We start from the raw sequence: 21,136 nt of genomic DNA, 5'->3' as shown, positions 1-21,136 counted from the left end.
ATCGCTTTGTTCAGGGCTTCAAGATGACTGCGCGTAACACCCTCCTTGATAAGTTGACCAAGAGCTCACTGCGCCTTAACAAAGGGCTTACCGTTCTACTCGCACTCGCTTTGCTGTTGATTGGAATCAGCTATTGGGGCGTGCAGCGCATGCTTGACGAGCAACGCGAGAATGTGAGTTTTCACTTTGCCCGGCTGATGGAAAAAATTCGTGAGCACGAGTCTTTTCTCAACACCGTATCCAGGGAAAGCACCAAGGGCAGGCTGCTGGAAAAACTGCATGCACCGATAAACCTGCACGACCCGGCACCTGCGCAGGGTGACAACGTCTATGTGGGGAGAGAGTATTCGTTCTCTCTGCCGTTCAGTGTAAGAATCAACCCGACCACCATCCCTGCCCTGCAGAACAGCAAAATCACTGAATTGGGCGCCCATCTGGCCAACTATTACAGCGCGTATTGGTCCGCCTCGCACTATCAGTCACCGCAAATTTACGTGTTCAATGTCCCGGACAATTTTGAGCTCAGCGTCCCGGCCCACGGACGGCTGCGCGGTGTGGCCCATACGCAGGTAGGTGAGTCAGCCTTTGTCATACAGCAGATTCTGGCGTCCAGAACCGCACACACTGGGCAGGGAGAAGCCAACTCTGTGCATTGGCTGCCCTATATCGGCAGGCCCGGTAGTGGCGGCGCCCCAAACATGCTGAGCTATGTCGATATTGATCTGCCCTCCACGCAACTGCATATTTCCGGTGCCAGCCCAAGGGTCGTGGTTGCTTCGTTGCTGAATCTGGCTCAGGTCAACAATGTCGAGCGAATCACGCAGCGGTCGATCTATGACCATTTCATCCTGATCGCTCCCACTGGCGAGACAGTGATTGGCACGCCCAAGCCGGAACTGGCGCTGCATGACGGGCTGAACCTTGATAGCGAGGGCCTCGTATTTCAGATCAGCAGTGCTGAGCCAAAGCCCTGGACCGGCATTTACATCATCAATTTTACAACCTTTCTGGACTATGCCTTGTGGGCTTTACTGGGCCTGCTCGCGCTGTTGCTGGCGGGACTGGGTTGCGGCTGGGCGTTCAACCGGTGGTACAAAAAACGGGTCATCGTGCCCGCGCGACAAGCTCACGACGATATTGCCGAGCGTGAGGCTTTCAGTCAGACAGTTATTGAAAGTGCACCTACCGGTCTATGTGTGGTGCGGTGCAGCGATCACAAGGTATTGCTTGAAAACCAGCTAGCACAGCAATCGTGCAGCTCGGCAAAGCTTGTTGCCGCTCTCGAGAAGCACCATGAGCTGTCTGCTCACGGTAAAACCGAGCTGGAGATTGACGGTCGCCATTTGCAGGTGGGTGTTGTTTTTACCCGCTACCACGGTGAGGACGCCTGGCTTTGTGCCTTCCACGATGTGACTAACCATATTCAAGATGCGACCATCCTTGAGCACGCGCGCCAGGCTGCAGATTCGGCCAACAAAGCCAAAAGTCGTTTTCTGGCAACCATGAGTCATGAAATCCGCACCCCCCTCTATGGCGTATTGGGCACGCTGGAACTGCTGGAGCTCACTGCTCTGCAACCGCGTCAGCAGGAGTATCTGCACACCATCCAGCGCTCATCGTCGACCTTGTTCCAGCTAATCAGCGATGTTCTGGATGTCTCCAAGATTGAAGCGGGACAGATGACCATCGACAGCCAGGACTTTTGCCCCCTGGATATAACCGAAGAAACCATGAGCACCTACAGTGCCTTTGCCCTGAACAAAGGCTTGCAACTCTATGCCTGCATTGATGCCCAGATACCCGCCAGGGTACGGGGTGACCCGGTGCGCATCCGTCAGATTCTCAATAATCTGCTCAGCAATGCCATCAAGTTCACCGACAGCGGCCAGGTAGTTTTGTGGGTCCGCACACTGGAGCAAAACGAGGAATACAGCACTCTGGAATGGCAAGTCAGCGACTCGGGAATCGGTATTTCCCCTGCACAACAAGTGCAACTGTTCGAGCCTTTTTATCAAGTGCGCACTACCTTCAGTGAAGGAGGCGCAGGCTTGGGGCTGTCCATTTGCCGACGGCTGTGCGAGTTGATGGGTGGTTCACTTGAGGTGATAAGCGAACCCGGTCTGGGCAGCAGTTTTTCCTTGCAACTGAGGCTCAAACGCGAGCCTGGAGAGCTGGCCGACTGCCCTGAGTTCGGGCCTCAGCCAGTACCCGTTTATGTACGGGCACCGCCCCCTGAGCTGGCACAACATATCTGTGCATGGCTAAGTCGAATGGGGGTACACGCTCGGCTGCTGAACGATATGCAGTCGGTTGACCGCTCAACATCCTGGCATCGGACACTCATCACGACTGGCCGGGCCCGCGCATTATAGCCAGGCCAGACGGGCGCAACCCACCTGAGTTCAGTGCCAATGGCTGGGAAGCAGATGCCAATTCCATTCGGGGGATTGCCTGGGCCGTGAGCTTTGCACAGCAAGGAATCGCCACGCCCGTCAGTGACTCACTCCCCAGACAAAACCAACAGCTGCAACTGCGCGTGCTGGTTGCCGAAGACAACCCGATCAATCGAGAAATCATCAAGGAGCAGCTGGAGGCGCTGGGATGCTTCGTAGTGGTGGCCATCAATGGTGAACAGGCACTTGAATTCTGGATGCCCGGCGAGTTCGACCTGGTACTGACCGACGTCAACATGCCGGTGCTCAACGGTTATGAATTGGCCAGGGCCCTGCGGACACAAGACTCGGAACTGCCCATTATCGGCATTACTGCCAATGCCATGCGCGAAGAGGGCAAACGCTGCGCCGCTGCCGGCATGAACGCCTGGATGGTCAAGCCCTTGAGCATGCATACCCTGCATGCCCAACTGCTCAAGCACTACAAGGGCGTACTGATTGATCCTGGCATGACGACTGACCAGCCCACGGCCACCACAAGCGGCATCGATCAAGTTCAGCTCTCGCCCCGAATGCGCGAGCTGTTCTTCAGCACGATGTACGAAGATGTGCACATGATTCAAGTTGCACTGGACAGTAACGATGCCATGGCACTGGCACATCAGTTGCACAGCATGGGCGGAGCCTTGGGCTCAGTACAGTCTTACGCCCTGGCCGATACCTGCAGTGAACTTGAACTCCAGCTAAGAGAACGTGGCGTTACACCTCAACTGGCACAGGATGTCAGCGACTGGCTGGAACGAATAGATGCATTGCTAAAAAAACTGGAGGCTCCTGACTTATGAAGCCATTCAATCTACTCGTGACGTTTCACGGATAACGTGCCATGCGCAAACTTAATGTTGTAATCGCCGACGATCACCCCATTGTGCTGTTGGGCTTGCTTGAATTGATTGAGCGCGACGGACGCTTCCATGTTGTCGGCCAAGCGGTAGGCTCTGAAGGGCTGGTGCAGCTGCTGGAGAAACAGGCTGTAGACCTTATCGTCACGGATTTCAGCATGCCGGCAAAATCACCTTACGGTGACGGCCTGAAACTGGTGGAGTATTTGAAGCGTCACTACCCCAGTGTGCGCATTCTGGTGTTAACCATGATATCCAGCCCCTTGATTCTCACTCGCCTGCACGAACTGGGAGTGGCCGGAATCATTCAAAAAAGGCATTTGCACAACGAAATCGAAGTCGCGCTCAACGCTATTATCCAGGGCATGGAATACCAGAACGCTGACGCAACGGCTAAATCGTTGACTGATAACCTGCTGCCCTTGAATGAGCGCTTCGCCACTCTGTCACCCAAAGAGCACGAAATACTTCGTCTTTTTGTCTCAGGGCAAAGTGTCACTGACATCGCAAGAGGGCAAAACAGAAGTTCCAAGACCATCAGTGCTCAGAAAATTTCTGCCATGCGTAAATTGGAAGTGACCAGCGACCAGGATTTGATCACCTATTGTCTCGAGTCCAATATCTTCAAGTAAGGGGTGTAGATGGAACGGGGGTTGGCGTCTACCCCGCCTCGTAGCAGTTGACGAGTAGAACGAGGCTACGTTCGAGCGCGAAGCGGTCGCAAAGCCGGAGCGCGCGGTTTGCCTGACTAACCGTGGAAGCTGATTTTACGACTGCTGCGCAGCCGATCGCGAAGCGGTCGCAAAACCGGTACACGCGGTATGCCTGATAAACCGTGGAAGCTGTTATTACGACTGCTTCGCAGCCATCGCCGTCACTTCTACCCGCATCCCTTCAACCGCCAACGAGGCCACGCCCACCGCGGCACGCACCGGCCACGGCTTGGCAAAGAATCGTTTGTACACTTCGTTAAACGCCGCACGATCAGCCATGTCGGTGAGGTAGATAGTCAGGTGCAACACCCGGTCCATCGAGCTGCCCGCCTTCTCCAGCGCTACCTTGAGCGCCTGCAGGGTGCATTCGCTCTGCTCGACAATCCCGCCCAGCTCAAGGCTGCCGTCAGCACGGGTCGGGATCTGGGTGGACATCAGGATGCCGCCGAAACCGGCAACATCTGATGAGATGGAGTCAGCATCAGGATCGGGAACAAACGTCAGGTCGTGATTACTCATGGGAGTCTCTTGTTTGAGTTAAACAAGGATTGTCGCGTGTGCCAGCACCGTCGACAACCCTTGCCAGGATCACATTACCCCAACGCTACAACGGTCCGGGTTCCACACCCTTGAAGCTCAACCCCTGGCTGTCGCTCACTTGCCAGGGGTTGGTCCCGCCCGTATCGGTAAACACCACCTCTGCGAACTGCGAGTCTTTCAAGCCGTCAATCCGCGCTTTGGCCGGGCCGCTGAAACGCACCCGCTCGAAAACCAACCCTTCGTGATAAGCGCTGTTTTTACTGTCGCCCTTGACCTCAATTGACGCTCCCCGGGCGTTCTCGACACTCACGTCGGAGACGCGAATATCACGGAACTGCCCCGGCACCGTGGAGCGCCGGTAGTCGAGTTTGGCGTTCGGGTCGTTGTAGTCGAGGGTGAAAATAAACGCCTGTTTGACCGTGTTGCGAATCGCAGAATCGCGGAAGGTGACGTTGCGCGCACCGCCATCCATGAAGTTGGTGCTCTTCATGCGCAGCCCCGCATCGGTGCCGTCCGAGACGTTGTCTTCTGCAAGGATGTTTTGAATCCAGGCGCCTGTATGGCTGCCGGCCACAACCATGCCGTGGCCCTTGCGGAAGAAGTTGTTGAAGATCCAGGCATCTTCCTGGGGCTTCTGATGCACCGCATCGGCCCCGGTGCCCGCGGCGAAGTTGACGCAGTCATCACCGGTGTCGAAAAAGTTGTTGAACACCATGGCGCCCTTGCTGTTCGCAAACTCGATGCCATCGCCATTGTTGGCGTCGTAGGTCTTGTGCGTGGTGTTGGCCAGCACCACGTTTTCGGTCTCCAGGTTCATGATTCCGTGGTAGGCCGGATTGAGCACGGTGAAGCCGCCATAAAACACATTCTTCACGTCACGCAAGGTGATCAATGAGGAACGCATCTGCCCATACGCATCCTTGACGTTCATGCCGCGGGCAACGGCTTGCTCCACCTGGGCCTTGGCCAAAACGCCGTCCAGCATGTAGCGGGTATTATCGCTGGGCAGGTAGAACGGCAGCGCCTGACCCGTCTCGTCCAGCACATCGGCCTGGCGCTTCCAGCCATTGCCGTCGATGGTGCCCGGGCCGACGATGCGAATATTTTCGAAGCGCTGGTGCTGCTTCGGATCTCTGGGCAACGCGTTGATCAAGGATGCCGGCCGCACGGTGGTGGAATACGGATACTGGATATAACCCGCCAGCGGATAGTCTTCGGCCCGCTCTGAGCCCAGCAACGTGGCACCTTCAGCCATTTGCAGGGTCATGTTGCTCTTGAGGTAAAGCGCCCCGCTTTTGTAGATGCCCTTGGGCAGCAGCACTTTGCAGCCGACGGTACAGGCGTCGATGGCGCTCTGGATGGCCTGCGTATCGAGGCTGCTGCCGTCACCCTTGGCGCCGTACTGCATGACGTCAAAGACCGCAGGCACAGGGGTGGTGCGTTGCTCCACGGCCTGGCTGTCGGCCGATTCCTGGCCATCAGCCCCTACCGAGCGCACGGTAAAACGGTACGGGGTGTCCGGCTTGAGGCCCTGTGCGGTGTAGCTGTGGATGCCGATGCGATGGTGAAAGTTGGCCTTGTCCTGCTCGTAGAAGCGGTTGATGTAAGGCTTGGCGGGCGACACCCGGTCGTTGTTGGCGTTGCTGCTGCCCAGCAGCACGCCATTGGCGTAAACCCGATAATCCTTGACCGCAGCATGGTCTGCCGGTTTTTCCCAGACCAGAATGATCTCCTGATCATCAAAGGCCAGGGTCGGCACTTGCACCTTCACTGGCGCCTGCAACGCGGCCCACAGCGGCAGGCTGAACCCCAGCGCCAGGGTGGCTACCGCCGACCGGGTCAGCACCCGCCTGGGTAAAGCAGTCGTCGTGTTTTGATCCAACATGTTGTCTTCCTTATTGTTGTGAATCGTCACGCCAGAGCCGTTTAAGCCGATGCCTGACTGAAATCGCGACTGGCCTGCACCAGCATTTGGGTATAGGCGTGGACCGCCGAGTCCTGACTCAGGGCCTTGCTGTCCAGCAGTTCAACGATTTTGCCCTGCTGCATCACGGCCACCCGATCACACAGGTGCGTCACCACCCCCAGGTCGTGGGTCACCATCAAGTACGTGAGTTTTTCCCGTTCACGCAGGTCCGTGAGCAGATTGAGGATCTCGGCCTGCACCGAAACATCCAGGGCCGAGGTCGGTTCATCCAGCAGCAGCACCCGTGGCTCCAGAATCAGGGCCCGGGCAATGGCCACCCGCTGACGCTGACCACCGGACAGTTGATGGGGATAGCGATAACGGAAACTGTCATTCAGACCGACCTTGAGCAGGATTTCATTGATCCGGTCATCCTTGTCCCCAACCCCGTGAATGATCAGCGGTTCGCGCAGGGCGGTGTCGATGGTGTGGCGCGGATGCAGGGAGCCGTAGGGGTCCTGGAAGACCATCTGCACCTTGCGAAAATGCTCCTTGGACAGTTTGTGCTGCAACGGCACGCCAGCAATGCTCAGCTCGCCACTCCAGTGCCGGTACTGTCCGGCCAGGCAGCGCAGGACCGTGGTCTTGCCGGAGCCGGACTCCCCCACCAAACCAAAGGATTCGCCATCGGCGACACTCAGATTGACATCCTGCAACACGTGGTTATGAGCCGCGCCTGCACCAAAGCTCAGGTTCAGCGAACGGGCTTGAATCATGGACATGACAGGTTTCCTCAGTGGGTCAGCCAAAGCGGGTCACGCTGCAGCACCGGCAGGCGCACACGGCGATTATCCATGCTGGGCAGCGCAGCCAGCAGGCCACGGGTATAGGGGTGCTGAGCATTTTGCAAGTCGCAGGCAGCAAGAGACTCCACCACCCGCCCGGCATACATCACCAGCACACGGTCGCAGTAGTTGCGCACCAGATTCAGGTCGTGGCTGACAAAGATCAGCCCCATCTCCTGCTCCTCGACCAGCTCCTCGAGCACGCTGAGTACCTGCTGGCGAACGGAAACATCAAGGGCAGAAGTCGGCTCGTCGGCGATGATCACTTCCGGCCGCGTGATGACCATCATCGCGATCATGATGCGTTGCCCCATGCCCCCGGACACTTCGTGGGGGTACAGGCCGTAGACCCTTTTTGGATCACGGATATGCACTTTTTCGAGCATTTCCATGACCCGTTCCCGGGCCTCGCTGCGGCTGGCCTTGTGATGGGCCAGGTAGGCTTCGGCGATCTGGTCGCCGACTTTGACCACCGGGTTCAACGAGTACTTGGGGTCTTGCATGACCATGGAAATGCGCTGCCCGCGAATCTTCTGCATGGCCTTTTCACTGGCACTGAGCAGGTCGACTTCGCAAAATTGCAGGGTGTTGGCGGTGATCCGGGTGCTGCTCGGGTGCAACTTGAGCAGGCTGCGCCCGACCGTCGACTTGCCCGAACCGGACTCGCCGACAATGGCCAGCTTTTCCCGACCCAGGGTGAAGGACACATCGCGCACGGCATGGGTTTCTTTCTGGCCGTTGACGAAGCGCACATTGAGCCCTTCGACGACCAGTTTATGGGTGGACACGGTATTCGCAGACATAGGGCCTCCAGTTACTCGCTACGCGGATCGAGAATGTCCCGCAGGCCATCGCCCAACAGGTTGAATGCCAGGCTGACCAGCATGATCGCGGCCCCTGGAACTGCGACCAGCCACCAGCACTCGAGCATGTAGCGCCGACCCGTGGAGATCATCGCGCCCCACTCCGGCGACGGCGCCTGGGCCCCAAGCCCAAGGAAGCCCAGGGCGGCGGCCGTGAGGATGATCCCGGCCATGTTCATGGTCAGGCGGATGATCACCGACGACAGGCACATCGGCACGATGTGACGCAGGATGATCCGCGCAGGCGAGGCGCCTTGCAGCTCGACGGCGACCACAAAGTCGGCCTTGCGCAGGGACAGGGTTTCGGCCCGAGCCAGTCGTGCGATAGGCGGCCAGGACGTCAGTGCAATAGCGACCACCGCATGCTCCAGGCCAGGGCCCAGTGCCGCGATAAAGGCCAGTGCCAGTACCAGGCTTGGAAAGGAGATGAATATATCGGTCAGGCGCATGAACACCGTGTCGACGATGCCGCCGAAATAACCGGAGACGGTGCCGATAAACAGGCCGATGGGCCCGACGATCACCGTCACCAGGGTGATGATGTACAGGGTGATGCGCGAACCGTAGACCAGCCGACTGAACACATCGCGGCCGTATTCATCGGTGCCGAACCAGTGGGCGGCACCCGGCGGCTGCAGGGCGTCGGCCAGGTTCTGCGCGACGGGGTCATGGGTGGCAATCCAGGGTGCGAACGTCGCCACCACAATCAGCAACAGGGCGACCAGCAGCCCGGCCAATGTCATGGGGTTGCGCAGCAGATGGCGCAGCACCCGCAGACCGTTCTTGCACAGGGCATCGAAACTGGATGCCGGAGCATGGTGCAACGGCTGTTTGAGGCTGGAATCGGTAGAAGACATGGTGGGAATCATCGGCATGTTCTCGGATTGAAATCAGGTTCACCGGATACGCCCGCAGGCGCGTCCGGCAGCACTTCGCGGGTGAACACTCAGCGTTCCTTGTAGACCCCCAGATAACGGGTGGCCTCGGCGTCATCACCCGTAAACCCCTTGATATCGGAAGCGCTCACGACGGTGTCGGTCATTTGCGAAATCATCATGATCGGGCCCACTTCCTGGTCGTAGAGGTTCTGCGCCTGGTGGTACAGGCTCACCCGCTGGCTGGCGTCACGCTCCACCCCGGCCTTGTCGATCAGGCTATTGATCTGCGGGCTAAAAAACGAAGCACGCCAGCCCTGGAAATTTGGCAAGCCTGCGTCATCGCTGTTGTCGGGGTTGTAGACGAAGGTGCGCAAGCTGAAGTACGGATGCGGGTAACGTTCGGCGCCACGGGCGACGATGATGTCGAAGTTGCGCGCACGCATCGCGCCATACACCTGGTTACCCGTACCGGTGACGATGCTGGCCTTGATCCCGCCTTCGGCCAGGGTTGATTGCAGGCGCGCAGCGATGTCAATAAAGGGCGGCTCGGACAAGGTGCGGATGGTGGTGGTGAAACCCTGCGGGTAACCGGCTTCGGCCAGCAGTTTTTTCGCCTCCGCCACGTCCATGTGATACCCAGGATCCGGCAAGCGTGCTTCCAGGCTCAATTGCATCGGTTGCTGGTTGAGCTTGCCGTAGTAAGGCATCACCTGCTCATCCAGGCCCTTGTAGTCGATGAGGTTGCGCACCGCTTCACGGACCTTGGGTTTGGCAAACTCGGGCTGCTTCATGCTCATGGCCACGTAGTACATGGTGCCCCGGGGCAACGATTGCACCTGAAGCTTCGGTGAACCGTCGATGGCGCGAATGTCCGGCGCCGCCATGCCGTAGGCCAGGTCCAGATCCCCACGCTCAAGCATCAGACGCAAGGACTGGGACTCGGTCATGTGCCGCACCACCACACGCTTGAGCTTGGCCGCGCCACCCCAGTAGCCATCAAAGCGGGTCAATAACAGCGAGTCATTGGCGCTCCACTTGGTCAGCACGAAAGGACCGCTGCCCGCTTCGTTGGTCACCAGCCAGCCTGCGCCAAGATCACCGTTCTTTTCATGGGCCAGGGCCGTCACGCGGTCCACCACCACGGCACTGGGCGAGATCGCCAGGGAGTCCACCAACAGCAGTGGGTCCATGACCTGCGGCAGGTCAATGACCAGGGTGTGCTCATCTGTGGCGCGGATCAGCGACTGAATGTTGTCGACGTTGTAGCCGTAAGCCTTCCAGGTCGTGGCCAGGCCAAAGTTGAGTTTCATCACCCGGTACAGCGACCAGGCCACGTCTTCGGCGGTCAGCGAATTGCCGGAGTGGAACTTCACGTCCTGGCGCAAATGAAAGGTCACCTGCTTGCCGTCTTCACTGACCTCCCAGCGCTCGGCCAACTGCGGCACGTGACGCTCGGGGTTGCCTTGGTCACGCTTAATCAGGGTGTCGTAGAGGTTGGCATTGACGCCCGAGGCGTCAAGACCGGGCGCATTGGCCGGGTCTATGGAGAACAAATTAACCATGCTCATGCCGACAATCAGCTGGTCGGCCGGGGTCTTGGCATTGACCGCGCCCGTCGCGCCCAACGCCAGAACAGCTGCCAGCAGACTCATATGCACTGTCGAAAATGCAGTCTTCATTCAAAAATCCTTCTTCTTATAGTTATTAAGGTGCTGCAGTCGGACTAGCGGGTGCGCGGATCAAACACCTTGTACAAGGCATCACTGATCAGGTTGAGCGCGACGAAGATCAAGCCGATTACCAGTACGCATCCCATCACGGCATTCATGTCGCCGAGCATCAGGCTGCTGGTCAGGTACTGGCCGAAACCGGGCCAGGCAAATACCATCTCGATCAATACCGCGCCTTCGAGCAGCGACCCGTAAGCCAGGGCCACGACCGTCAGCAGTTGCACCAGGATGTTGCGAAAGGCATGCCCCCAGACCACCTGGCGCCGGGACAGACCCTTGACCCGCGCCGTAATGATGTATTCCTGGGAGAGTTGTTCGAGCATGAAGCTGCGTGTCATGCGGCTGATGTAGGCCACCGAGTTGAGGCCCAGAATCAGTGCAGGCAACAGGATGTGGCGCATGGCGCTGGCAAACGCATCCCAGTCCCGGGCCAGGCTGGTGTCGATGAGCAGCAACCCGGTCACTTCGGGCACCATGCCGTCGTAGGCCAGGTCGATGCGCCCTGCCCCACCCGCCCATCCAAGCCAGGCGTAGAACACCAGAAGGCCCATCATGCCCAGCCAGAAGATCGGCGTGGAGTAACCGAACAGTGTGATGACCCGGGCAATATGGTCACCCATGCGCCCCTGGTTACTGGCAGCGCAGACCCCCAACGGCAACCCGATGAGCACCCCGAACAGGATCGCCAGCGTTGCCAGTTCGATGGTTGCCGGGAAGACCCGCAGAATGTCTTCAAGCACCGGATGACCGGTTAACAGCGCGTTACCGAAATTGCCGTGCAGCAGGTCATTGAGGTACAGGCCGAACTGGGTCCAGATCGGCTTGTCCAGGCCCATTGCCCGGTAGACCTGGTCATAGGTGGAACTGTCCGCGTCCGGCCCGACCACCGCCAGGACCGGGTCCAGCGGCATGACCCGGCCAATCACGAACGTCAGAGCCAGCAGGCCGAGCAAGGTCACCAGGACCGTGCTGACCCGCCGGGCGGCGTTGGAAGTACGCGCTCCCAACACAGAGGCTGTCGAAACAAACATAGTGAACTCCTGATCTATCGGGCACCGGTGCACCAAGGACGCGGGCGTTTACCCGCGCCACTTTCAGCGATTTTTGTAGACGTCTTTGTAGCGCGTGGTCGCCGCCGTATGGCCCTGGAAATCAACCACATCGCCGTATACCAGCACCGTGTCAGTCATCTGCGAGACAGGCAGGATGGCCCCGACCTGCTGGTCGAGTTGCTCCTGAATCTCGCGGTACTGGGCCAGTTGCTTGGCAGCATCGGGCTCCACTTCGGCGCTTTCGATCAGGGTGTTCAGTTCCGGGCTGTAGAACGATGTGCGCCAGCCCTGGAAGTTGCTGAGCTTGGCTTCATCGCGGTTGTCGGGGTTATAGACCAGGGTGCGCAGGCTGGAATGGGGATGGCGTTCAGCACCGCCGCCGCCACGGCCGACGATGATGTCAAAGGACCTGTCGCGCATGGCGCCGTAAACTTGGTTGCCGGTGCCGGTGATGATGCTGGCCTCGATCCCGGCCTGGGCCAGAGTCGATTGAAGGCTGGAGGCGATGTTGATAAACGGCGGCTCGGTCAGCACCCGGATAGAAGTCTTGAAACCGTTGGGATAGCCCGCTTCGGCCAGGAGCTTTTTGGCTTGATCGACGTTCAACTGGTAGCCCGGATCGGGCAGCCGTGCGGGTAGCCCCAAGGGCAAAGGCCGCTGATTGATCACGCCGTAGTGCGGCATCACGGTCTGGTTGATGCCCTGATAATCGATCAGCGAACGCACGGCCTGGCGAACCCGGGCATCGGCAAACATCGGCTGCTTCACGCTCAAGGCCACGTAGTAAAGGGTGCCGCGCTGCAGGCTTTGGGTACGTATATCGGGATTTTTTTGCAGGGCCTGGATATCCGGGGCCGACATGCCTTTGGCGATATCCAGATCACCGCGCTCGATCATCAGCCGCAAGGACTGCGACTCCGTCATGTTGCGCATGACGATACGCTTGAGCTTGGCCGGGCCACCCCAATAGCCATCGAAACGGGTCATCAGAATCACGTCATTGGCGCGCCAGTCGTTCAGCACGAAAGCCCCACTGCCAGCCGCATGGGTCACCAGCCAGGCGGCGCCCAGATCATTGTTCTTTTCGTGCTCCAGGACTTTTTTACGGTCCAGGATAAAGGCACTGGGGGACGTCGCCAGCGTATTGAGCACCAGCATCGGGTCGGTGGGCCGCGCCAGTTCAATCACAACGGTGTTGGGGTCAGTGGCGCGGATCAGGCGGTCAACATTGTCGGCACTGAATCCGTAAGCCTTCCAGGTCGAAGCCAGAGCCAGGTTGAGTTTGAGTACCCGTTGCAACGACCAGACAACATCGTCGGCGCCTAAAGGATTGCCTGACTGGAACTTCACATCGGAGCGCAGGTTAAAGGTCAGGGTCTTGCGGTCATCACTGACCTGCCAGCGTTCAGCCAGCGCGGGCAACAGACGATCTGGCTGTGCCACATCCTGCACCAGCAGCATGTCGTACAGATTGGCATTGATCTCCGACACATCCAGGCCAGTGGCTGCCGCCGGATCCAGGGATAACAGGTTGATCATGCTCATGCCGACAATCAGCTGGTCGGCCGGAGTCTTGGCATACGTCACAGGTACTGCAGTGACCGCCAGGGCCATCGCCAATACCCGCGCCCAAAGCAAAGGGGAAATGCTCATGGTGAGAGTGCCTTTCTTATAGTTATAGGGCGCTCGGACAACCCGGTTTTCACCGGGTTAGCCGGGTACACATCAGAAGCTTTTGAGCGTGTTGGTCTCGATGAAATCGAAATCGATTTCTTCACCCAGCCCTGGCAAATCGGACAGATGAACAAACCCGTCACTGTCCATCGGGTCGACCAGGCGCTTGAGATACGCGGGTACTTCGTCGTAATCCAGGTACGGGTGCAGCAAGCCGCGCTCATACCAGGTGCAGTTCTTGATGGCCCCGACCACCGCCAGGTTGGCGGCACCGTTGCCGTGGATCTCGCAATCCATGCCGAACGACTCCGCCATGTGCGCGACCTTCAGGCACGGCGCAATTCCACCGACCCCGGCAACGCCTGCGCGCAAAATATCGCACACGTCGTTCTTGACCCAACTGGCACGACTCAGGTGCTTGCCACCCAGGCTTTCCGGGCCCAGCACCGGAATATCCAATTGCCCCGCCAACCAGGCGTAGGACTCTGCCGAGTCTTCCATCATGGGCTCTTCAAACCAGGCAAAATTGAGTTTTTCCAATTCGCGACCGATGTACAGCGCGTCAGTGCGGCTGTACCAGTGATAACCATCGAGCATCAGGGCGATGTCTGGCCCCACTGCCTCGCGCACGGCGGCGCAGGCTTTGACATCCATGCGCGGGCTCGGGGCGAAGGACACCGGCGGCATCCAGGTATGTAGCTTGATCGCCTTATAGCCTCGCTCGACCAGCGTCTGGGCAAACCGGCCGTAATCTTCTGGCGTCGCCAGACCACCCGGTAATTCATCACCGCACATGGTTGACCCATACGCAGGCACCTTGTCGCGGAAACCACCAATGAGTTTGTGCACCGGCACGCCCAGCTTGCGGCCTGCCCAATCCCACAACGCCTGCTCGACCAGTGCCAGTGCGCGGTCGGTCAACTGGCTGGCGCTGCCACGTTGCCAGTGCGCCAGCTCATGCCAGATCTTTTCGCGATCAAATGCGTTTTGCCCCACCAGCACTTTGCGCACAAAGCCATCGAGCACATACGGCCTGATCAATTCGGGAGCACCGAAGGCATACCCCTCGTTGCCGTCTTCGGTCTGGATCCGCAGCAGCGCCATTTGTGCCTGGGCGACATCACCGGGATGGGCATGGCCGGCGCTGTCTACTGCGCGGCGAGTGGGATAGGAAAAAACCTGGACGTTGACTGCGGTAATTCTCATGGACGTGGTTCGCCTTTTTATTGGGTGTGTATCAGAGCAATCGCCTGTCGAAATGATCATAAGTCATCGTACAACGATTGAAAAGACACTGATAAACATCCTTTAAAAATGCACACCGCTCCTGAAAATCGCATGAAAGCCCCAATTTACTGGGGCTTAAAGGACAACATCGAGATAACTCATCCATCACCACGGCTGAGTAAAACATCAACATATGTAACAAGATGTTACCAAAGCACCTATAACCCATAGACTCGTTACATGTCGTACGATAACGTATATCGGCGCGCAACATTTGATCCGCCCGTAACAACTGATTGGTAGCAGCCGTTTCAAACGAACCCCAAAAAAAACAATAAAAGAAGGCCGTATGAACAACCCTTTACGTACGCTCGTTACTGTCGCGACCCTGTGCCTGCCCTTCTACGTCAGTGCCGATTCCGCCAGCATCAATTACCGGCACCAGATGACTGAGGAAGACAGCGCCCACGCCGACAGAATCAAGCTGGGCTACCGCTTGGACAGTGGTCTGGGCTTTGAAGCAGAAATGAAATACCGCACGGCCGGCGATCGCAAAGACGTCGCCTACGACAACATGGTCAACAACGGCCATGAGTTCACCGTCAGCTACAACCACAAGTTGAGCCCGCAATCGACGTTGACACCAGCGTTTCAGATGGACAGTTCGAAGGACTCGACCTCTTACAAGTTCGGCCTCAAGTACACCTACAAAATCAACGACACCTTCTACGTCGCGACCCGCTATCGCATGGACATGAAGAAACTCGACCGTGACCAGGTCAACAGCGACCTGCCCGATCACATCAAGGATGACCAGGACACTCACCGTATCGAAGGTTGGGTGGGCTACACCCCGGCCGGTAAGTGGGCTTTTGAATACCAGGCCATCTATTTCAAAACCAACTACATCCGCTACGACAACAAGAAGAGCGATTACGAGCAGAACCTGATCGTGAAGTACAAGATCAACAAGCAGTGGGCTCCGTTCATGGAGATCGGCGACGTCAAGGTCAACTCAACCTCCGACGACCGTCAGGCCCGCTGGCGTCTTGGCGTCCAGTACAACTTCATGTAATGCGCGTGCTGCCTGGCGTACGCGCATCGTGCGCCAGGCAGGCCTGTGCCACCCGGACCTGAATCCCCATCAAAGGACGACCTGACCATGACAACACCGCTCTCTTCTAACAAACCCTTCAACCGCATTCTGCTCACCGGCGCCGCCGGTGGCCTGGGCCAGATACTCAGAGAAACCCTGCAGGCTCACGCCACCATCGTTCGAATCTCGGATATCAGCCCGATGGCGCCCAGTCAGGGTGAACATGAGGAAGTCATCACCTGCAACCTGGTCGACAAAGCCGCCATTACGGCACTTGCCAAGGATGTGGACACCATCGTTCATTTGGGCGGGATTTCAGTTGAGCGCCCCTTTGAAGAAATTCTCGAGGCCAATATTCGCGGCACCTTTCACATTTATGAGGCTGCGCGCATCCACGGGATCAAGCGGATCGTCTTTGCCAGCTCCAACCACGTGACAGGTTTCTATCCCCAGGACACGCCGCTGGATGCCCACTCCCAACGTCGTCCCGATGGCTATTACGCGCTGTCCAAGTCTTACGGCGAAGACATGGCAACCTTCTACTTGCACCGGTATGGCATCGAGACGGTGAGCCTGCGTATTGGTTCTTCGTTTACCGCACCCCGCAATACCCGAATGCTGTCGACCTGGCTGAGCTACTCCGACCTTGAACACTTGGTAGAGCGCGCCTTGCTGGCACACGACGTCGGCCATAGTGTGGTCTACGGTGTTTCCGATAACAGGGATGTGTGGTGGAGCAACCGCCATGCCTCGCACCTGGGCTTTGCGCCGCAGGACACTTCAGAACCGTTTCGCCCACAGTTCGAACAACAGCCCGAACTGGCGGCTGATGACCCAAACCGGCTGTATCAGGGCGGGGCCTTTGCGGTTGCCGGGCCTTTCGGCGAGTGAAGCGCCAGCACTCATCCCTTCAGGCTTGACTCATACGCCTTGCGCATCCGCTCACGGCTGTTGGAGAGGTGCAAACGCATCGCCGCACGGGCTGCATCGGAGTCGCGCCGGGCAATGGCCTTGTAAATGTCCTCATGCTCGCGGCTCAACCGCTCCAGATAAGGGCCCGCATCACTGGTATGGCGCGTTGAATGCAGCCGGGTGCGCGGGATGATGCTGAGCCCGAGGTGCAACATGATGTCGGTGAAGTAACGATTACCCGTGGCCAACGCGATCTGCTGGTGAAACTGGAAGTCCGCAGACACGGCGTAATCGACACTGACTGCCGGTGAATTCAGGGCATCGAGCGAGTCGCGCATCAGTTGCAGCTGTTGATCCGTTCGCCGCGAGCACGCCAGGCCTGCAGCCTCCACTTCCAGGCTGATGCGCAACTCAAGCACAGCCAGCACGTCGTGCAGCGTCACAATGCTGTCAGGGTCGATATAAAAACCGCTGGCGCTCGGGATGTCCCGCACAAAGGTGCCAATGCCATGCCGGGTTTCTACAAGCCCGCTGGCCTGCAATCGGGAAATAGCCTCGCGCACCACCGTACGGCTGACACCGTGCTCCTGCATGACCTGCGACTCGGTCGGCAGTTTTGCAGCACGTGCCAACTCACCCTCTCGAATCCGCCGGGAAAGCTCAGTAACCAGATCCTCGGCCAGGCTGCGATGCTTTTGGCGAGCTCGGGGTTGGACGTTCGGGTTGTCCATCAAGTGCCTTTACTTCTGCTGGCGAATGAACTGCCATCATAGCTCAAGCAGTTGTACGACAACATGCCTAAGCACTGAGACCTGCTCCATCCGTGTCTTGCGCGGCCTTTTTTCCGCTGATAGGGTCTGCTGACAATACCTGCCCAAGCAGGAACACGAGGAAGCAAGCCATGCAGATTCAATCCCACAACACGGCGGACGTGGATCAGCAACTGGTGATTGCAGGCTGGCAGGAACACTACCAACAAATGTCCGCCGGGTATTTCCAGGGCAAGGTGGTGCACCTGCAACTCAACGGCATCGAGGTGTTTGAGGAGCAGATGAACACCCGCATCGAGCAGCATTTTCATGCACCCGCTGCCTCGCTGGTGTTCAGTTTTGACACGCAAAACGGCTCGCTCTATCTGCTCAACGAAGAAACCCAGAACACCTGGATCACCCCGGAAAACTACAAGGAAGTCTCGGTCGTCATCGGCCCCCGCTACCTCAGGCAACTGGAAAACCTGAGCAACCTCGATGGCCTGTTCCTCACGCCGCTGGTGTCCCAGCAAAGCCGCATTTTTGGTCGCTGGTTAAGCAGCACCTTGCAGCAACTGGCCGTCGATGATTCGCCCCTGCCCGACGAAAGCCTGGCCCAGCAACTGGTCGACGATTGCCTGTATATCCTCGACTGCCCGCGCCAGACCCTCGATCACAGCCAGCAAAAACACCTAGCCCATGACCGACGCCTGATCCAGCGCGTATTCGACCTGGTCATGACCGCCCCCCAGGAACACTTCAACGTGCTGCAACTGGCCAATGCCGCCGGGGTGTCCGTGCGTCAGTTGCAGCACAGTTTCACGTCCTTTACCGGCGTCTCGCCCAGCCAGTGGCAACGTTTGCGCCGACTGAATTTTGCCCGCCGCGACTTGCTGCGCCTTTGTCCCGCCCAAACCACTGTGGCAGAAATCGCCATGCGCTGGTCGTTCTGGCACCTGGGCCGGTTCTCGGAAACCTACCGCACACTGTTCGGCGAACTGCCCAGCAGCACCCTGTTGCGCCCCCGCTAGCGCACCAAAACAGGGCATTAATTAAAACGCAAATCGGATAGAAGCCTGCCGTCCCACGATTGCATTATCACCTCGCGACACGGAACTGAGCAGCCAGGGGGCGCTCAGGCATTTCCCTGCAAGAGGCGTTATGAAAGGCAATCTGGATCGACTGAGTCACTGGCTCAAAGAAAACAAAATCACTGAAGTCGAGTGCCTGATCTCTGATCTGAGCGGCATCGCCCGGGGCAAAATCTCTCCCACCAACAAGTTCCTCAACGAGCAAGGCATGCGCCTGCCGGAGAGTGTCTTGTTGCAGACAGTGACCGGCGATTACGTAGAAGACGATATCTACTACGAACTGCTGGACGCAGCGGATATCGACATGCACTGCCGTCCCGATCAGGACGCCGTGTTTATCGTGCCCTGGGCAACAGAGCCCACGGCACAGGTCATTCACGACACCTATGACAAACGGGGCAATGCAATTGAACTGTCGCCACGCAACTTGCTGAAGAAGGTGTTGAGCCTGTACACGGCGCGCGGATGGAAGCCCATTGTTGCCCCCGAAATGGAGTTCTACCTGACCCAGCGCAGCCCCGACCCGGACTACCCGCTTAAGCCGCCAGTGGGTCGCTCCGGCCGCCAGGAAACCGGACGCCAGTCGTATTCAATCGAGGCCACCAACGAATTCGACCCGTTGTTTGAAGACATGTACGACTGGAGCGAAGCTCAGGGGCTGGATCTGGATACCCTGATTCACGAAGAAGGCACGGCGCAGATGGAGATCAACTTCCGTCATGGCGCGGCGCTGTCCCTGGCTGACCAGATCATTATTTTCAAGCGCACCATGCGTGAGGCAGCGCTCAAGCATGACGTGAGCGCAACGTTCATGGCCAAGCCCATGACCGGCGAGCCCGGCAGCGCGATGCATGTACATCAGAGCGTGGTGGATCTTGAGACAGGCAAGTCGGTGTTCTCCAACCCCGATGGCAGCATGAGCGAACTGTTCATGCACCACATTGGCGGCCTGCAGAAGTACATCCCCGAAACCCTGCCACTGTTCGCCCCAAACGTGAACTCTTTCCGCCGCTTCCTCCCCGACACCTCGGCCCCGGTCAATGTTGAATGGGGTGAAGAAAACCGCACCGTGGGCCTGCGCGTCCCTGACTCGGACCCGCAAAACCGTCGCGTTGAAAACCGTCTGGCCGGTGCCGATGCCAACCCCTACCTGGCCCTGGCCGCCAGCCTGCTCTGCGGTTACGCCGGGATGGTCGAGGGCATTGAGCCGAGCGCTGCAGTCGTTGGCCGTGGTTATGAGCGCCGTAACCTGCGCCTACCACTGACTCTGGAGGCTGCGCTGGAGTGCATGGAACAGTCGGACATGGCCAAAAAGTACCTCGGCGAGCGCTTCACCAAGGGCTTTGTGGCCGTCAAACGGGTCGAGCACGAGAACTACAAGCAGGTCATCAGTTCCTGGGAGCGCGAGTTCCTGTTGTTTAGCGTGTAGCGCTTAACGCCTTCCAAAATGGACTCACAGAAAGGACATGTGGATGAAACGTATTGCCAAAAAAATGATGTTCATAAGCTGCTTCGCCCTCGCCGGCCAGGCCTCGGCGCAAGACACGGTCAATATCTATAACTGGACGGACTACATCGCCGAAGACACCCTGGTCAACTTCCAGCGCGACACCGGCATCAAACCGATTTATGACGTGTTTGATTCCAACGAAACCCTTGAGGGCAAGTTGCTCGCCGGGCGTACCGGGTATGACGTGGTGGTGCCCAGCAACCATTTCCTGGGACGACAGATCAAGGCCGGGGTGTTTCAGAAGCTCGACAAGTCGCAGATCCCCAACTGGAAGAATCTAGACCCGACCTTGTTGGCCAGGCTGCAAGCCAACGACCCGGGCAATGAGTACGCAGTGCCCTACCTGTGGGGCACCAACGGCATTGGCTACAACGTCGATAAAGTCAAACAGGTGCTGGGCATCGACAAAATCGACTCTTGGAGCGTGCTGTTCGAGCCTGAAAACCTCAAGAAGCTGAAAAGCTGCGGCGTTGCCTTCATGGATTCTGCGGACGAAATAATGCCCTCGATGCTCAACTATCTGGGGTTCAACCCCCGTAGCCTGGAGCTCAAGGACTACAAGGTCGCCGAGAAAAAACTGGAGCCGCTGCGCCCTTACATCAGCTACTTCCACTCCTCCAAGTACGTAACGGACCTGGCCAACGGCGACATCTGCATTGCCTTCGGTTATTCGGGTGATGTGTATCAGGCGATCCATCGTGCGCAAGAGGCCGGTAACGGCGTAAACGTTGCCTACGTGGTGCCCAAGGAAGGCGGCAACCTGTGGTTCGACATGCTGACCATCCCGGCCGATGCCAAGAACCCTGAACAAGCCCACGCTTTTATCAATTACATGCTCAAGCCCGAAGTGATTGCCGGTATCAGCGAGTACGTGGGTTACGCCAACGCCAACACCGCGGCCACGGCCTTGATGAAAGACGAAATCACCCACAACCCGTCGATTTATCCGCCCGAGTCAGTGCAGGCCAAGCTCTATGTGTCATCGGAGCTGCCGCCAGACCTTATGCGCTGGATGACCCGTTCGTGGAACACGTTCAAGTCCGGTCGTTAATCCT

The 21,136-nt window shown here is 58.1% G+C and carries 18 protein-coding genes; 8 read left to right on the top strand and 10 right to left on the bottom strand.

Annotated elements, in window-relative coordinates; all coding sequences use genetic code 11:
* Nucleotides 1-23: 23 nt before the first annotated feature.
* The 3 genes from TU76_RS10655 to TU76_RS10650 all read left to right on the top strand — a co-directional run bounded on the left by TU76_RS10655 (nt 24) and on the right by TU76_RS10650 (nt 3,927).
* The gene (locus tag TU76_RS10655) at nt 24-2,372 is read left to right on the top strand and encodes an ATP-binding protein (protein ID WP_231984106.1); all 2,349 of its coding nucleotides are present in this window, start codon (nt 24-26) and stop codon (nt 2,370-2,372) included.
* A gap of 86 nt (nt 2,373-2,458) precedes the next feature.
* A complete protein-coding gene (locus TU76_RS25795) occupies nt 2,459-3,238 on the top strand; it encodes a response regulator (RefSeq protein WP_231984107.1) in 780 nt (259 codons plus the stop codon).
* Nucleotides 3,239-3,279: 41 nt separating this feature from the next.
* A complete protein-coding gene (locus TU76_RS10650; protein ID WP_048351614.1) occupies nt 3,280-3,927 on the top strand; it encodes a response regulator in 648 nt (215 codons plus the stop codon).
* Nucleotides 3,928-4,143: 216 nt separating this feature from the next.
* Here the strand turns inward: TU76_RS10650 and TU76_RS10645 are convergent, their stop codons facing one another.
* The 9 genes from TU76_RS10645 to TU76_RS10605 all read right to left on the bottom strand — a co-directional run bounded on the left by TU76_RS10645 (nt 4,144) and on the right by TU76_RS10605 (nt 14,702).
* On the bottom strand, nt 4,144-4,527 hold the full coding sequence (locus tag TU76_RS10645) for a RidA family protein (protein ID WP_048351613.1): 384 nt from the start codon (nt 4,525-4,527) through the stop codon (nt 4,144-4,146).
* 85 nt (nt 4,528-4,612) lie between these two features.
* Entirely contained in the window at nt 4,613-6,433 is a 1,821-nt protein-coding gene (locus tag TU76_RS10640; RefSeq protein ID WP_048351612.1) for a glycoside hydrolase family 28 protein, read from the bottom strand.
* 41 nt (nt 6,434-6,474) lie between these two features.
* Nucleotides 6,475-7,236: an ABC transporter ATP-binding protein gene (locus TU76_RS10635; protein WP_019829298.1), complete on the bottom strand. Its 762-nt coding sequence runs from the start codon at nt 7,234-7,236 to the stop codon at nt 6,475-6,477.
* Between the two features lie 11 nt (nt 7,237-7,247).
* A complete protein-coding gene (locus TU76_RS10630; protein ID WP_046808990.1) occupies nt 7,248-8,087 on the bottom strand; it encodes an ABC transporter ATP-binding protein in 840 nt (279 codons plus the stop codon).
* Nucleotides 8,088-8,113: 26 nt separating this feature from the next.
* Entirely contained in the window at nt 8,114-9,031 is a 918-nt protein-coding gene (locus TU76_RS10625) for an ABC transporter permease (RefSeq protein ID WP_019829296.1), read from the bottom strand.
* Nucleotides 9,032-9,108: 77 nt separating this feature from the next.
* Complete coding sequence (locus tag TU76_RS10620) at nt 9,109-10,719, bottom strand: ABC transporter substrate-binding protein (protein ID WP_048351611.1); 1,611 nt, start codon at nt 10,717-10,719, stop codon at nt 9,109-9,111.
* 44 nt (nt 10,720-10,763) lie between these two features.
* A complete protein-coding gene (locus TU76_RS10615) occupies nt 10,764-11,801 on the bottom strand; it encodes an ABC transporter permease (protein WP_019829288.1) in 1,038 nt (345 codons plus the stop codon).
* A 63-nt stretch (nt 11,802-11,864) separates the two neighbouring features.
* Nucleotides 11,865-13,475, bottom strand: coding sequence for an ABC transporter substrate-binding protein (locus TU76_RS10610; protein ID WP_048351610.1), 1,611 nt, complete (start codon nt 13,473-13,475; stop codon nt 11,865-11,867).
* 72 nt (nt 13,476-13,547) lie between these two features.
* Nucleotides 13,548-14,702, bottom strand: a complete 1,155-nt coding sequence (locus tag TU76_RS10605) for a mandelate racemase family protein (protein WP_019829286.1) — start codon at nt 14,700-14,702, stop codon at nt 13,548-13,550.
* 370 nt (nt 14,703-15,072) lie between these two features.
* On the opposite strand from TU76_RS10605, the gene TU76_RS10600 reads away from it, so the two are divergent.
* Nucleotides 15,073-15,798, top strand: a complete 726-nt coding sequence (locus TU76_RS10600; protein WP_019829285.1) for an oligogalacturonate-specific porin KdgM family protein — start codon at nt 15,073-15,075, stop codon at nt 15,796-15,798.
* 87 nt (nt 15,799-15,885) lie between these two features.
* Complete coding sequence (locus TU76_RS10595) at nt 15,886-16,710, top strand: NAD-dependent epimerase/dehydratase family protein (RefSeq protein ID WP_019829284.1); 825 nt, start codon at nt 15,886-15,888, stop codon at nt 16,708-16,710.
* Between the two features lie 11 nt (nt 16,711-16,721).
* Here the strand turns inward: TU76_RS10595 and TU76_RS10590 are convergent, their stop codons facing one another.
* Nucleotides 16,722-17,462, bottom strand: a complete 741-nt coding sequence (locus TU76_RS10590; protein ID WP_019829283.1) for a FadR/GntR family transcriptional regulator — start codon at nt 17,460-17,462, stop codon at nt 16,722-16,724.
* A 170-nt stretch (nt 17,463-17,632) separates the two neighbouring features.
* Between TU76_RS10590 and TU76_RS10585 the strand changes: the two genes are divergently transcribed.
* From TU76_RS10585 to TU76_RS10575, 3 genes are all read left to right on the top strand, one after another.
* Nucleotides 17,633-18,511 carry a helix-turn-helix domain-containing protein gene (locus TU76_RS10585; RefSeq protein WP_019829282.1) on the top strand — a complete coding sequence of 293 codons (879 nt, stop codon included), beginning with the start codon at nt 17,633-17,635 and terminating at the stop codon, nt 18,509-18,511.
* 130 nt (nt 18,512-18,641) lie between these two features.
* The gene (locus TU76_RS10580; protein WP_019829281.1) at nt 18,642-20,000 is read left to right on the top strand and encodes a glutamine synthetase family protein; all 1,359 of its coding nucleotides are present in this window, start codon (nt 18,642-18,644) and stop codon (nt 19,998-20,000) included.
* A 37-nt stretch (nt 20,001-20,037) separates the two neighbouring features.
* On the top strand, nt 20,038-21,132 hold the full coding sequence (locus TU76_RS10575) for a polyamine ABC transporter substrate-binding protein (RefSeq protein ID WP_048351609.1): 1,095 nt from the start codon (nt 20,038-20,040) through the stop codon (nt 21,130-21,132).
* Nucleotides 21,133-21,136: the final 4 nt, after the last annotated feature.

The organism is Pseudomonas psychrophila (genome assembly GCF_001043005.1).
GTDB classification, from domain to species: domain Bacteria; phylum Pseudomonadota; class Gammaproteobacteria; order Pseudomonadales; family Pseudomonadaceae; genus Aquipseudomonas; species Aquipseudomonas psychrophila.
This window is presented reverse-complemented; position numbering and strand designations above follow the sequence as displayed.